Annotated in this window: 11 protein-coding genes and 1 tRNA gene; 11 read left to right on the top strand and 1 reads right to left on the bottom strand. The window is 66.4% G+C overall.

What is annotated here, in order from left to right:
• Position 1: 1 nt before the first annotated feature.
• On the bottom strand, positions 2-3,502 hold the full coding sequence (locus WFQ67_RS15755; RefSeq protein WP_337057442.1) for a response regulator: 3,501 nt from the start codon (positions 3,500-3,502) through the stop codon (positions 2-4).
• A 356-nt stretch (positions 3,503-3,858) separates the two neighbouring features.
• Here WFQ67_RS15755 and WFQ67_RS15750 point away from each other — a divergent pair, with 356 nt between their 5' ends.
• The 11 genes from WFQ67_RS15750 (at position 3,859) to rfbD (ending at position 14,671) form a co-directional block, all read left to right on the top strand.
• On the top strand, positions 3,859-6,327 hold the full coding sequence (locus tag WFQ67_RS15750; protein ID WP_337057441.1) for a PAS domain-containing protein: 2,469 nt from the start codon (positions 3,859-3,861) through the stop codon (positions 6,325-6,327).
• 265 nt (positions 6,328-6,592) lie between these two features.
• Positions 6,593-7,366, top strand: a complete 774-nt coding sequence (locus WFQ67_RS15745; protein ID WP_111260755.1) for an ABC transporter ATP-binding protein — start codon at positions 6,593-6,595, stop codon at positions 7,364-7,366.
• 17 nt (positions 7,367-7,383) lie between these two features.
• Positions 7,384-8,136: an ABC transporter substrate-binding protein gene (locus tag WFQ67_RS15740; protein ID WP_021218649.1), complete on the top strand. Its 753-nt coding sequence runs from the start codon at positions 7,384-7,386 to the stop codon at positions 8,134-8,136.
• 56 nt (positions 8,137-8,192) lie between these two features.
• Positions 8,193-8,888: an ABC transporter permease gene (locus WFQ67_RS15735; protein WP_173170942.1), complete on the top strand. Its 696-nt coding sequence runs from the start codon at positions 8,193-8,195 to the stop codon at positions 8,886-8,888.
• Positions 8,885-9,574, top strand: a complete 690-nt coding sequence (locus tag WFQ67_RS15730; protein ID WP_213626877.1) for an ABC transporter permease — start codon at positions 8,885-8,887, stop codon at positions 9,572-9,574. Before WFQ67_RS15735 ends, WFQ67_RS15730 begins: the two co-directional genes overlap by 4 nt.
• Before the next feature lie 69 nt (positions 9,575-9,643).
• Positions 9,644-10,903 carry a methyltransferase gene (locus WFQ67_RS15725; RefSeq protein ID WP_337057440.1) on the top strand — a complete coding sequence of 420 codons (1,260 nt, stop codon included), beginning with the start codon at positions 9,644-9,646 and terminating at the stop codon, positions 10,901-10,903.
• A 235-nt stretch (positions 10,904-11,138) separates the two neighbouring features.
• Positions 11,139-11,214 (top strand) — tRNA-Thr (locus WFQ67_RS15720).
• A gap of 118 nt (positions 11,215-11,332) precedes the next feature.
• On the top strand, positions 11,333-12,397 hold the full coding sequence (gene rfbB / locus WFQ67_RS15715) for a dTDP-glucose 4,6-dehydratase (RefSeq protein WP_337057439.1): 1,065 nt from the start codon (positions 11,333-11,335) through the stop codon (positions 12,395-12,397).
• The gene (rfbA, locus tag WFQ67_RS15710; RefSeq protein WP_271104233.1) at positions 12,394-13,266 is read left to right on the top strand and encodes a glucose-1-phosphate thymidylyltransferase RfbA; all 873 of its coding nucleotides are present in this window, start codon (positions 12,394-12,396) and stop codon (positions 13,264-13,266) included. Before rfbB ends, rfbA begins: the two co-directional genes overlap by 4 nt.
• Positions 13,263-13,808, top strand: a complete 546-nt coding sequence (gene rfbC, locus WFQ67_RS15705) for a dTDP-4-dehydrorhamnose 3,5-epimerase (protein WP_337057438.1) — start codon at positions 13,263-13,265, stop codon at positions 13,806-13,808. The genes rfbA and rfbC overlap by 4 nt, the downstream gene beginning before the upstream one ends.
• Complete coding sequence (rfbD, locus tag WFQ67_RS15700; RefSeq protein ID WP_213626995.1) at positions 13,805-14,671, top strand: dTDP-4-dehydrorhamnose reductase; 867 nt, start codon at positions 13,805-13,807, stop codon at positions 14,669-14,671. Before rfbC ends, rfbD begins: the two co-directional genes overlap by 4 nt.
• Positions 14,672-14,687: the final 16 nt, after the last annotated feature.

Here is a 14,687-nt window from a genome sequence, read left to right as displayed (position 1 = left end):
CTCAGATGCGCTCCAGCTTCGGCAGCCACACGCGGATCAGCGAGAACAGCCGGTCCAGGTCGATGGGCTTGGCCAGGTAGTCGTTGGCACCGGCCTTCATGCACAGGTCCTGGTCGTCCTTCATCGCCTTGGCGGTGACGGCGATGATCGGCAGCTTGGCCCAGCGTGCGTCCTGGCGGATCAGGCGCGTGGCTTCGTAGCCGTCCATCTCCGGCATCATCACGTCCATCAGCACCAGGTCGATGTCGGCCACCTCGTCGAGCTTGTCGATGGCCTCGCGGCCGTTGCGGGCGATCTCCACCCGCGCGCCCTTCTGCTCCAGTGCGCTGGTGAGGGCGAAGATGTTGCGCACGTCGTCGTCCACCAGGAGGATGCGCCGCTCCTCGAATACCTTGTCGCGGCTGCGCGCGGTCTTGAGCATCTTCTGCCGCTCGCTGGAGAGTTCCGACTCGACCTTGTGCAGGAACAGCGTGACCTCGTCCAGCAGCCGCTCGGGCGAGCGCGCGCCCTTGATGATGATAGAGCGCGAGTACTTCATCAGCTCGGCTTCTTCGTCGCGGGTGAGGTTGCGCCCGGTGTAGACGATGACCGGCGGGAAGGAGCAGATGTCCTCGCTGCCCATGCGCTTGAGCAGGTCGTTGCCCTGCATGTCCGGCAGCTTGAGGTCGATGATCATGCAGTCGAACAGCGTGTTGCGCAGCAGCTCGAGGGCCTGCTCGCCGAACTCGACGGCGGTGATCTCGATGTCCTCGTCGCCGATCAGGCGGGCGATGCTGTCGCGCTGGAGGGCGTCGTCCTCCACCAGCAGCACGCGCTTGACCTTCTGCGTGAGCTTGGCCTCCAGCTTGCCGAACACATCCTTGAGCTGCTCACGGGTGGTGGGCTTGACCGCATAGCCGATGGCGCCCAGGTGCAGGGCCGCCTCGCTCAGGTCTTCCACCGAAATGACGTGCACGGGGATGTGGCGGGTACGCGGATTGCCTTTCAGGCGCTGCAGCACCGAGAGCCCGGACTCGTCCGGCAGGCGCATGTCGAGGAGGATGGCGTCCGGCGAATGACCGTCGGCCAGCTGGTAGCCCTCGTCGGCACCATGGGCCACCAGGCAGCGGTAGCCGAGTTCATGGGCCAGGTCGTAGAGGATCTGCGCGAACTTGGGCTCGTCCTCGATAACCAGCACGCAGCGCCCGCCCAGCTCGGCCAGGCCGCGATCATCGGGAAAACTGGGGATGGGTTCGGCGCGGGGCGCCTCCTGGGCCGGCGGCGGGGCGAGGCGCGGAGCCTGGCGTTCCACCGGCGGGCGCTCGACCAGCGCCAGGGGCCCGGCCTCGGCCTCGCCACGGCTCTGGTAGGTTTCCGGCAGCAGCAGGGTGAACAGGCTGCCCTTGCCCGGCTCGCTGGACACCAGGATGGAGCCACCGAGCAGCTCGGCGAGGTCGCGGGAAATGGACAGCCCCAGGCCGGTGCCGCCGAAACGCCGGTTGGTGGTGCCGTCGGCCTGGTGGAAGGCCTCGAAGATCGGCTCGAGCTGGTCACTGCGGATACCGATGCCGCTGTCGCTGACGGCGAAGGCGATGCCGCCCTGGGCGCGGCTGACACGCAGGCCGACGGCGCCGTGGTCGGTGAACTTGAAGGCGTTGGAGAGCAGGTTCTTGAGGATCTGCTCGACGCGCTGGCGGTCGGTGTAGAGCACGGTCGGCGCGTCGGCGTCGATGTCCAGGTGGAAAGCCAGGTGCTTCTCGTCGGCCAGCGGCTGGAACACCCCCTTGAGCCCCTCGACCAGGCGCTGGACGTTGGAGTTCTCGGCGCGCACGTCGAGCTTGCCGGCTTCGACCTTGGAGATGTCGAGGATGTCGTTGATCAGGTTCAGCAGGTCGTTACCGGCGGAGTAGATGGACTCGGCGAACTTGATCTGCTCCTCGTTGAGGTTGCCCGCCTGGTTGTCCGCCAGCAGCCTGGCCAGGATCAGCGAGCTGTTGAGCGGCGTGCGCAGCTCATGGGACATGTTGGCGAGGAATTCGGACTTGTAGCGGCTGGCGCGCTGCAGCTCCTCGGCGCGGGCCTCCAGCTCCAGGCGCGCCTGGTTGAGTGCGTTGTTCTTCTCGTCCAGGTCGTCGCGCTGGGCGGCCATTTCCTGGGCCTGCTCGCCGAGCCGCTCGTTGGTCTGCTCCAGTTCGGCCTGCTGGGTCTCCAGATGGGCCTGGGACTCGCGCAGCACGCGGGACTGTTCCTCCAGCTCCTCGTTGGCGGTCTTGAGCTCCTCCTGCTGCACCTGCAGCTCTTCGTTGAGCTGCTGGGTCTCCTCCAGCACCGCCTGCAGGCGCTGGCGGTAGCGGGACGCCTCGAGGGCGGTACCGAGGTTGCTGGCGATCATTTCCAGCAGCGCACTGTCGCGGGGCTCCAGGCGCCTGAGGAAACCCAGTTCGATGACGCCATTGACCTCGCCATCGCTGAAGGTCGGAACCAGCAGCACGGATTGCGGTTCTACGTCACCCAGCCCGGAATTGACCTTGATATAGCCTGCCGGCAGAGCATCGAGCACGCGCGCGCGCTTCTCGATGGCCACCTGGCCCACCAGGCTCTCGGCGCTGCCGAAGTTCTGCTCGCGCGCTTCCTGCTCGCGGGAGAAGCCGTAGGAGGCGACGCGCTGCAGGCCGCCATGCTCGTCGCGCCCATAGAGCGCCCCCACGGCCATGTCGAGGTAGCCGGCCAGGAACTCCAGCATGTTGCGCCCCAGCACCGGCGGGGTCTGCTGGCCGATGATGCGCTCGGAGAGCCGCGCCTGGCCGTCACGCAGCCAGGCCTGGCGCTGCAGGTGCTCGCTGTGGGCCCTCTGTTGCTCCAGGGAGGCGCTGTAGGTCGAAGACAGCGAGAGCAGTTCGCGGCGCCCGAAGTAGGCCAGCAGGCCACTCAAGCTGAGGCTGAAGAGCAGGTAGAGGACGATGGTGAGGATCGCCGTATCGCTGGCCTTCTCGTTGCGCTCGTGGCGCAGCTGGCGCTCCAGGTTGATGAAGATGCGGTACTGCTCGCGGATGCCGTCGACCAGTTGCTTGCCGCGCCCTTCGCTGACGGTGTCCACCACGTCCAGGCCGTTGCGCTTGCGCTCGATCATCTCCTTGGCGAAGCGATCCCACTCCTCCTGCAGCGCTTCGATGGTGCGCACGCGCTCCACCTGGGGCGGGTTGTCCTTGACCATCTCGCGCAGGCCGGCCATGGCCGCCCTGATGCGCGGGCGCGCCTGCTCGTAGGGCTGCAAGAAGGCGGCGTTGCCGGAGATCAGGTAACCGCGCAGGCCCGACTCCTGGTCCACGGACAGGCGCAGGCCGTCGTTGGCGTTGCTGATGACGATATCGGTGTGTTCGACCCAGCTCAGCACGTAGAGCAGGTAGGAGATCAGCGCCACGAAGAGCATGGCCCCGAGCACGCCGACACCCAGCGGCAGGGCGACGTTGCGGGCGAGAATGCGCCGGAAACTCTTCTCGTCGGTGGAATTTTCGTGAGTCATCTGGGGGTTCCCTGGCCTGGTGCCTAAAATCACCGATCTATTGGGGATATCGAAGGGTTTCGCATGGTAATGCGCCCGTTCCCTTTAACCAATCACCCCCGTCACATGGCAAATCGACACCAAGTGCCAGGGTTCCGCTTGGAACACGGGGAGCGGGAAAAAGGTTCATCAAGAAAAAGGGAATTTTTTCCGGCCGCCCATTTCAAAGTTATCCCGCTCCGGATTGCGCGCATGCGCCTCGAATGAAAGCGATGGAATCCAGCCAAAACGGACACCTCCAGCCCATGCAGGCGACGCCGCCGGACCTTTGCGTCGGGCCTGCGGCAGCGGGTGACTTCCTCACCAGCAGCGGGGCCATGGCTCCACTGATACGCGCCCACGACTGGAGCGCCACGCCGCTGGGCCCCCTGGAGGGCTGGTCGGGGCCCCTGAAGTCGATCCTCGGCGTCGGCCTCAACGCGCGCTTTCCCGTCTGCATCTATTGGGGCCGGGACTACCACCTGCTCTACAACGACGCCTACAGCGCGATTCCCGGCGACAAGCATCCCGCCGCCCTGGGCCGGCCGGCGCGGGAGGCCTGGTCGGACATCTGGGACACGCTCGAGCCGATGTTCGACGGCATCATGCAGACCGGCATCGCCGTGCACACCGAGGACGGACTGCTGCCGATGCAGCGCTTCGGCTATGTCGAGGAGTGCTACTTCAACTACAACGTCAGCCCGATCTTCGGCCCCGACGGCCGCCCGGTGGGGCTGTTCAACACGGTGATCGAAACCACCGCGCAGGTGCTGGAGAACCGCCGCGTACGCCTGCTCAGCGATCTGCGCAGCAGTACCCGCAACGCCACCAATCCCGACGAAACCTGCCAGGTCGCCCAGACGATGCTGGCCATGGCCGGCGCCGACCTGCCCTTCTGCCTGCTCTACCGCCTCGACGGGGACGGCCGCAGCGCCCGGCTTGCAGTGCGCTGCGGGCTCGAAGCGGACAGCCCACTGGCCCCCGCGACGATCGACCCGGGCGATGCCGACGGGCCCTGGGACCTGTCGATCGGCATGCCTGCGCAGGATTGCACGCTCGCCACGGCGCTGCCGCTCGCCCCCTGGCCGGAGGCGGTGACCCGTGCACGCATCCTGCCGTTGCTGGAGCCACAGGGTGAAGCCCGGACGCTGGGCTTCCTGGTCTGCGGCATCAGCCCCCGCCGGCAGCTGGATGAGCGCTACAGCGCCTTCCTCGACGAACTCGCCGGCAGCCTGGCGAACGACCTGCAACGCAGCGCGCGCCACGCCGAAGAGGCCCAGCGCCTGCACCTGCGCACCCTGGAGCGCGACCGCATCTGGAACCTGAGCCAGGACCTGCTCTGCGTCGCCGACCAGCAGGGGCGCCTGCTCAGCATCAACCCGGCCTGGACCGCCACCCTGGGCTGGAGCGAGGAGGAGCTGCTGGGCCGTACGACACATTGGCTGGAGCACCCGGACGACATCCCCGGCACCGACAAGACCCGCCAGGCGCTGGCCGAAGGGCAGCGCATCTGGCGCTTCGAGAACCGCCTGCGCCACCGCGACGGCAGCTACCGCTGGCTGTCCTGGAGCGCCACCCCGGAAAACGACATCCAGTACGGCAACGGCCACGACATCACCGAGGAAAAACGCACCGCCGAGGTGCTCCAGCGCACCGAAGAAGCGCTGCGCAACGCCCAGCGCATGGAGGCGGTCGGGCAACTGACCGGTGGCATCGCCCACGACTTCAACAACCTGCTGGCGGGCATCCGTGTCGGCCTCGACCTGATCCGCCGGCGCCTGCCCGACGAGGCGCGCCGGGACCTGGAGCGCTTCATCGACGCTGCCACCGATTCGGCGGAGCGGGGCGCCGCGCTGACCCACAACCTGCTTTCCTTCGCCCGCCGGCAGGCCCTGGACATCCAGCCGGTACGCCTGGAGACCCTGCTCGCGGCACACCGCCAGCGCCTGGCAGAACGGGCAGGTCCGGCGGTCGAGCTGGAGCTGCAGGTGGAGGAGCTGCCCGCCAGCGTGCTGTGCGACGCCGAGCAGTTGCGCAAGGCGCTGGAACACCTGGTGGAAAACGCCCGTGAGGCGATGCCCGACGGCGGCCGGCTGCTGATCCGCGCCAGCGCTCCGGAAGCCGCACCGGAAGAATCCGAGGGTGCCCCCATGGGCCATCTGCTGCTGGAGGTCCGCGACACCGGGCATGCCATGGACGAACGGGTGCTGAGCCACGCCTTCGAGCCCTTCTTCACGACGAAACCGCTGGGTCAGGGAAGCGGGCTGGGGCTGTCCATGGTATATGGCTTCATCAAACAGACCGGAGGCCAGATCCGCCTGCAGAGCATTGCCGGTCAAGGCACCTGTGTCAGCCTTCTATTACCGCGAGGTCCCGTTTTGTCGGAACAACCAGAGAACCCAATCGAGCAACCGACGACGGCCGCCAGCCGTGAAACCGTACTGGTGGTGGAAGACGCCGATGTCGTGCGCATGCTGACGGTCGAGGTGCTGGACGAGCTCGGCTACCAGGTGCTGGAAGCCTGCGATGGCCAGCAGGCCTTGGCGATCCTGCGCAGCGACACCGAGATCGACCTGCTGCTCACCGACATCGGCCTACCCGGCATGAACGGCCAGGAACTGGCCGCCGTGGCCCGTGAGCTGCGACCGGGCCTGCGGGTGCTGTTCGCCACCGGCTACGCCGAGATCGTCAGCATCGACGGCAGCGAGCTGGCCACCCAGATGGACATGATCGCCAAGCCCTTCTCCATCGACGAACTGCGCGACAAGGTCGCCAGCCTGCTGGATGGCCGCGGCAAGACCCGCTGAGACGCCCTGCCCCACTTCCGCCTGGCACTGGAATTGCGAGCGGTTTGCGCGTAGGGTGCGCCGCCTTTGCGTCGAACCCAGGCAAAAACCGTCTTTTCTTGCGTTTGCGCGACAATCGTCTGCATCCATGCGACAAGCCCCACAAGCGAGCCGGCGCGGTACCAGTACCGCCCTTGGCGCCCCCTGGGGCCTATGCTAGGTTGGCCTCCTTCGCCAGGAAGGCCGATCGCAGCCGGAGCGCATCCGAACAATAAGAGGAACCCCCATGGCCGAGGCCACGCCCGCGCTAGAAATCCGCAACCTGCACAAACGCTACGGCGATCTTGAAGTGCTCAAGGGCATCTCCCTTACCGCCCGCGATGGCGACGTCATCTCCATCCTCGGCTCTTCCGGCTCCGGAAAGTCCACCTTCCTGCGCTGCATCAACCTGCTGGAAAACCCTCACAAGGGCCAGATCATCGTCGCCGGTGAAGAACTCAAGCTCAAAGCCGCCCGCACGGGCGAGCTGGTCGCCGCCGACAGCAGGCAGATCAACCGCCTGCGCAGCGAGATCGGCTTCGTATTCCAGAACTTCAACCTGTGGCCACACATGACCGTCCTCGACAACATCATCGAGGCACCGCGCCGCGTGCTCGGCCAGAGCAAGGCGGAGGCCACCGAAATAGCCGAGGCCCTGCTGGCAAAGGTCGGCATCGCCGACAAGCGCCACGTCTACCCCGCCCAGCTCTCCGGCGGCCAGCAGCAGCGCGCGGCGATCGCGCGCACCCTGGCAATGCAGCCTAAAGTGATCCTGTTCGACGAACCCACCTCGGCGCTCGACCCCGAGATGGTACAAGAAGTGCTTAACGTGATCCGCGCGCTCGCCGAAGAGGGCCGGACCATGCTGCTGGTGACCCACGAGATGAACTTCGCCCGCCAGGTGTCCAGCGAGGTGGTCTTCCTCCACCAGGGCCTGGTCGAAGAACAGGGGACGCCACAACAGGTGTTCGAAAACCCGAACTCGGCGCGCTGTAAACAATTCATGTCCAGCAATCGCTAAACACGGAGCAACATCGCATGAAGAACTACAAGAAGATCCTGCTGGCCGCTGCCGCCACCCTGGCCTTCGGGACCAGCGCCGTCGCCGCCGACAAACTCAAGATCGGTACCGAAGGCGCCTACCCACCCTTCAACCTGATCGACGCCAGCGGCCAGGTCGGCGGCTTCGACGTCGAGATCGCCCAGGCCCTCTGCGCCAAGATGAAGGCCGAGTGCGAAGTGGTCACCTCCGACTGGGACGGCATCATCCCGGCCCTGAACGCCAAGAAATTCGACTTCCTCGCCGCCTCCATGTCGATCACCGAGGAGCGCAAGCAGGCCGTCGACTTCACCGACGCCTACTACACCAACAAGCTGCAGTTCATCGCCCCCAAGGACGCTGACTTCAAGACCGACAAGGCCAGCCTGAAAGGCAAGGTCATCGGTGCCCAGCGCGCCACCATCGCCGGCACCTGGCTCGAAGACAACATGGCCGACGTCGTCGACATCAAGCTCTACGACACCCAGGAGAACGCCTACCTGGACCTGTCCTCCGGCCGTCTCGACGGCGTCCTGGCCGACAAGTTCGTCAACTGGGAATGGCTCAAGAGCGATGCCGGCAAAGGCTTCGAATTCAAGGGCGAACCGGTGTTCGACAACGACAAGATCGCCATCGCCGTGCGCAAGGGCGACCCGCTGCGCGAGAAGCTGAACGCGGCCCTGAAGGAAATCGTCGCTGACGGCACCTACAAGAAGATCAACGACAAGTACTTCCCCTTCAGCATCTATTGATGCCCGCCTGACCGGCGCCGCCCACGCGGCGCCGGTCCCCAGCAGTAGCCTTGCAGATGAACCTCGACCTCTACGGATTCGGCCCCGCCCTGGCGGCCGGCACCCTCATGACCATCAAGCTGGCGCTCTGCGCGCTGTCGCTCGGTCTGGTGCTGGGCCTGCTCGGCGCCCTGGCCAAGACTTCCCCCAAAAAGCCGCTGCAGTGGCTTGGCGGAACCTATTCCACCCTGGTACGCGGTGTGCCCGAGCTGCTCTGGGTCCTGCTGATCTATTTCGGCACCGTGAACCTCATGCGCGCCATCGGCGAGAAGATCGGCGTGCCCGGCCTGGAGCTGTCGGCCTTCGCCGCCGGCACCATCGCCCTGGGCCTGTGCTTCGGCGCCTACGCCACCGAGGTGTTCCGCGGCGCCATCCTGGCCATCCCCAAGGGGCATCGTGAGGCGGGCCTGGCGCTCGGGATGTCCAACGGGCGCATCCTCTGGCGCCTGATCCTGCCGCAGATGTGGCGCATCGCCCTGCCGGGCCTGGGCAACCTGTTCATGATCCTGATGAAGGACACCGCGCTGGTCTCGGTGATCGGCCTCGAGGAAATCATGCGTCGCTCGCAGATCGCCGTGACCGCCAGTAAGGAGCCCTTCACCTTCTACATGGTGGCGGCCTTCATCTACCTGGGCCTGACCATCCTCGCGATGATCGGCATGCACTGGCTCGAAAAACGCGCCGGACGCGGCTTCAAGAGGAGCGCGGCATGAACTGGGACGTGATCGTCAAATACCTGCCGCGCCTGTTCGACGGGGCGCTGCTGACCCTGGAGCTGGTGGCCATCGCCGTGGTCGCCGGGCTGATCCTCGCCCTGCCCATGGGCATCGCCCGCTCCTCGCGCCACTGGTACGTGCGCGCCCTGCCCTACGGCTACATCTTCTTCTTCCGTGGCACGCCGCTGCTGGTCCAGCTGTTCCTGGTCTACTACGGCCTCGCCCAGTTCGACCTGGTGCGCAAGGGCCCGCTCTGGCCCTACCTGCGTGACCCGTTCTGGTGTGCGGTCATCACCATGACCCTGCACACGGCGGCCTATATCGCCGAGATCATCCGCGGCGCCATCCAGGCCATCCCGCCGGGCGAGATCGAGGCCGCGCGGGCGCTGGGCATGTCGCAGTTCAAGACCCTGGTGCACATTGTCCTGCCGCGCGCTGCGCGCATCGGCCTGCCGGCGTACAGCAACGAGGTGATCCTTATGCTCAAGGCCAGCGCCCTGGCCAGCACCGTGACCCTGCTGGAACTCACCGGCATGGCCCGCACCATCATCGCCCGCACCTACCTGCCGGTGGAGATCTTCTTCGCCGCCGGGATGTTCTATCTGGTGATCGCCTTCCTTCTGGTGCGCGGCTTCCGCCTGCTGGAACGCTGGCTGCGCGTCGACGCCTGCCAGGGCCGCTGACCAGGCGCCGCCCCTCGCCACGAGGGGCGGCGCTATACTGCGCACCCGATCGCCGTCGTCCCCCTCGCCATGCCAAGCCCCGCGCCCCTTCAGGGCCCCCTGCTGCTCGAACGCTTCGCCGCGCTGGATGAGTTCCTCAGCCACGGCTACCCGTTGTGGCACCCGGAGCCTTTCACCGAGCTGCGCCTGGGCTGGGAAGACGAATTGCCCGATCTCGCCCGCTGGCTTCGCAGTCGCAGCCTGGAGCAGGCGGAAGCCAGCCATGGCCTGTTGCAGCTGCCCGATGCGCCTGCGCCCTTCCCCGGGCTGGCCGGCCGCTCGCGCGAGCTGGCCGAGATCGGCGCCTTCGACCCGGCCCCAGCGGGCGAGTGGCCGTCCGCCTTATGCCTCGACGTACCCGGGCGCAAATGGCAGCAGATCCAGGCCTTCGCCGGTAGCCTGCGGTTCAGCCGGGCGCCCCGTCACTGGCTCGACTGGTGTGCCGGCAAGGGCCACCTGGGGCGCAGCCTGGCCCACCCTGATGCGGCGCTCACCTGCCTGGAATTCGACCCCCTGCTGGTGGAAGACGGCCAGCGCCTCAGCGACCGGCTCGGGATCGACGCATCGCACCGGCTGCAGGACGTGATGGCCTGCAACACCGCCGCCCAGCTGCGCCCCGAACACACCGCCATCGCCCTGCATGCCTGCGGCGACCTGCACGTACGCCTGCTGCACCTGGCCAGCGACCAGGGCTGTGGACAACTGGCCGTGGCGCCCTGCTGCTACAACCGCATCAGCGAACAGCACTACCAGCCCCTGTCCACCGCCGCGCAACGCTCCAGCCTGCGCCCGGACCGGCGGGACCTGCGCCTGGTGCAGAGCGAAACCGTCACCGCCGGCGCCCGCGTCCGTCGCCAGCGCGACCAGTCCATGGCCAGGCGCCTGGCCTTCGACCTGCTGCAGCGGGAGCAGCGCGGCATCGACCTCTACCTGCCCACGCCCTCGCTACCGGTGAGCTGGCTGGAGAAACCCTTCGAGCGCTACTGCCACGACCTCGCCGAATTAAAGGGCTTGGCCACCCCCGCTTCACGCGATTGGGATCGGCTGGAAGCCCAGGGCCGGGAACGCCTGGCCCAGGTGCGCAACCTCGAACTGCTGCGCGCCCTCTTCCGCCGCCCACTGGAGATCTGGCTGCTGCTCGACCGCGCCCTGTTCCTCCAGGAGCGCGGCTACCGGGTGCAGGCCGGCCGCTTCTGCGAACACCGCCTCACACCCCGCAACCTCTTGCTGCTCGCGGAGCGCAGCGACTTGCCCACAGAACCTGTGGATAACTTTGTTGATGATTTATGAGCAACTGCCCGAATGCCCATCCGGGCAAGGCCTGCTGAGAATTGATCGCTTTTTGAGCAAAAAATAAATCATCAGAAAAACAGCCAGTTACGCCATTCCGCGATCCGGATCACAGATCGCGAGTACTCCCGTGCCAAAAACCTCACACTTGTGCATAAGCCCACGCCTTCTGATTCTGAGCAGCACCATCAGGTGGTTTACTCAGCCCAGCCAATCGCTATAATGGCCGCCCCTTGCCGGTATAGCTCAGCTGGTAGAGCAACTGACTTGTAATCAGTAGGTCCCGGGTTCGATTCCTGGTGCCGGCACCAAGACATGAAAAAGCCCCGCAGCGATGCGGGGCTTTTTTGTGCCTGAGACGCTAAAAATGGCGGCCTGGAGATACCGTCGGAACGGTAGATATAATCTGTTTTTTTTCCGGGCTCAGTCATGCGCATCCTCATCACCGGCGGAGCCGGCTTCATTGGCTCCGCACTCGTCCGGCATCTGCTGGTCCACAGCGATCACGAAGTTCTCAACCTCGACAAGCTGACCTACGCCGGCAACCTCGAGTCCCTGGCCAGCGTCGCGGACAACCCCCGCTACCAGTTCCTCAAGGCCGATATCGCCGACAGCGCCGCCGTAGGCGCCGCCCTGCAGCGCTTCCAGCCCGACGCCATCATGCACCTGGCGGCCGAGTCCCATGTCGACCGCTCCATCGACGGCCCGGCCGAGTTCATCCAGACCAACATCGTCGGCACCTATGCGCTGCTGGAAAGCACCCGTGCTTACTGGTCCGGACTGGACGCCGAGCGCAAGGCCGCCTTCCGCTTCCATCACATCTCCACCGACGAGGTGTATGGCGACCTGCATGGCGTGGACGACCTGTTCACCGAGACCACGCCCTATGCCCCCAGCTCCCCCTATTCGGCGAGCAAGGCGGCATCCGATCACCTGGTCCGCGCCTGGAACCGCACCTATGGCCTGCCGGTGCTGCTGACCAATTGCTCCAACAACTACGGCCCCTATCACTTCCCCGAGAAGCTGATCCCGCTGATGATCCTCAATGCCCTCGAAGGCAAGCCGCTGCCGGTCTATGGCAATGGCCTGCAGGTGCGCGACTGGCTGTTCGTCGAGGATCACGCCCGCGCCCTGGTCGAGGTCGTCACCCGTGGTGTGGTCGGCGAGACCTACAACATCGGCGGCCATAACGAGCAGAAGAACATCGACGTGGTGCGCGGCATCTGCGCGCTGCTGGAAGAGCTCGCACCCGCCAGGCCCCAGGGCGTCTCCCGCTTCGAGGAGCTGATCACCCACGTCAAGGATCGCCCGGGCCACGACCTGCGCTACGCCATCGACGCCGGCAAGATCGAACGCGAGCTGGGCTGGAGGCCACAAGAAACCTTCGAGACCGGCCTGCGCAAGACGGTGCAGTGGTATCTCGACAACCTGGAGTGGTGCCGCCGCGTACAGGACGGCAGCTACCAACGCGAACGCCTGGGAGCCCAAGCATGAAAGGCATCATCCTCGCCGGGGGCTCCGGCACCCGCCTGCACCCCATCACCCTCGGCGTGTCCAAGCAGTTGCTGCCGATCTACGACAAGCCGATGATCTACTACCCCATCTCCGTGCTGATGCTCGCCGGCATCCGCGAGATCCTGATCATCTCCACCCCCCAGGACCTGCCCCAGTACCGCAACCTGCTGGGTGACGGCAGCCAGTTCGGCGTGCGCTTCGCCTACGCCGAGCAACCCTCGCCGGACGGCCTGGCCCAGGCCTTCCTGATCGGCGAGGAATTCATCGGGGGAGACTCGGTCTGCCTGATCCTCGGCGACAACATCTTCCACGGCCAGCACTTCACCGAGAAGCTCAAGCGCGCGGCCGAAGGCAAAATGGGCGCGACCGTATTCGGCTACTGGGTCAACGACCCGGAGCGCTTCGGCGTCATCGAGTTCGATGCCCAGGGCCAGGCCATCTCGATCGAGGAAAAGCCCGCCAAGCCCAAGTCCAGCTACGCCGTCACCGGCTTGTACTTCTACGACAACGACGTCATCGACATCGCCAAGGCGGTGAAGCCCTCACCCCGCGGCGAGCTGGAGATCACCGACGTCAACAACGCCTACCTGCAGCGCGGCGACCTGCGGGTCGAGAAACTCGGACGCGGCTTCGCCTGGCTCGACACCGGCACCCATGACAGCCTGCTGGAAGCCTCCCAGTACGTTCAGACCATCGAACACCGCCAGGGCCTCAAGGTCGCCTGCCTGGAAGAGATCGCCTTCCAGAACGGCTGGATCGACAAGACGCGGCTACTGGAGCGCGCCAAGGCGTTCGGCAAGACCGGCTACGGCCAGTACCTCTACAAGCTGGCGGGGGAGCAGGCATGAAGGCCATCGCCACCAACCTGCCGGACGTGCTGATCCTCGAACCCCGCGTCTTCGGCGACGAACGCGGCTTCTTCTTCGAGAGCTTCAACGCCCGCACCTTCGAAGAGGCCACCGGCCTCAAGCGGGACTTCGTCCAGGACAACCACTCGCGCTCGCAGAAAGGCGTGCTGCGCGGCCTGCACTATCAGCTGCAGCAAGCGCAGGGCAAGCTGGTGCGGGTCACCGCCGGCGAGGTGCTCGACGTCGCCGTCGACGTGCGCCGCAGCTCGCCGACCTTCGGCCGCTGGGTCTCCGTACTCCTCTCTGCCGAGAACAAGCGCCAGCTCTGGGTCCCGGAAGGCTTCGCCCACGGCTTCGTGGTCCTCAGCGAGTTCGCGGAGTTCCTCTACAAGACCACCGACTACTACGCCCCTGCCCACGAGCGCTGCATCCGCTGGGACGACCCGACCCTCGCCATCGACTGGCAACTGAGCGAAGCGCCCCAGCTCTCCGCCAAGGATCAGGCCGGTCTCAGCCTCGCCGAGGCCGACGTATTCCCATGAAGATCCTCATCACCGGCCACAACGGCCAGGTCGCCCGTGAACTGCGACTGGCCCTCGCCGACCGGGCCGAGCTGCTCGTCCTCGGCCGCGACCGCCTGGACTTGGCCGACAGTGACGCCATCCGCCGCCTGGTACGCACCGAGCGCCCCGACCTGATCATCAACGCCGCCGCCCACACCGCCGTGGACCAGGCCGAAAGCGAGCCCCAGGCCGCCTTCGCCCTCAACGCCAGCGCCCCCGGCGTGCTGGCCGAAGAGGCCGCCGCCCTGGGTGCGCCGCTGATCCACTACTCCACCGACTACGTCTTCGACGGCAGCAAGAACGCGCCCTACACCGAAGACGACCAGCCCAGCCCGCTGGGCGTCTACGGCCGCAGCAAGCTGGCCGGGGAAGAGGCAATCCGCGCGGTGGGCGGTGCGCACCTGATCCTGCGCACCAGTTGGGTCTACTCCCTGCACGGCCGCAACTTCCTGCTCACCATGCAGCGCCTGCTGCAGGAGCGCGAACACCTGCGCGTGGTGGACGACCAGGTCGGCGCGCCCACCTGGGCCGGCCACATCGCCGCCGCCACCGCCACGCTGATCCAGCGCTGGCAGGACGGCCGCCAGGCCTGGGGCACCTATCACTTCAGCGCAGGCGGCGAGACCTCCTGGTTCGGCTTCGCCAGCGCCATCGCCGATACGCTCAAGGCCGAGGGCAAGCCCTGCGCCCGCCTGGAGCCCATCCCCAGCAGCGCCTACCCGACGCCGGCACAGCGGCCACTCAACTCGCGGATGGACGGCAGCAAGCTGCTGCGGGACTGGGACGTCGCCCTGCCCGACTGGCGCCAGGGCCTGGACGAGTGCCTGCGTCACCCTCGCTGAGCCCGCCGGTGTCATA

It is taken from the genome of Pseudomonas sp. USHLN015, from assembly GCF_037153275.1.
GTDB classification, from domain to species: domain Bacteria; phylum Pseudomonadota; class Gammaproteobacteria; order Pseudomonadales; family Pseudomonadaceae; genus Metapseudomonas; species Metapseudomonas tohonis.
The sequence above is the reverse complement of the archived record's forward strand: the minus strand, read 5'-3'. Positions and strand labels throughout refer to the sequence as shown.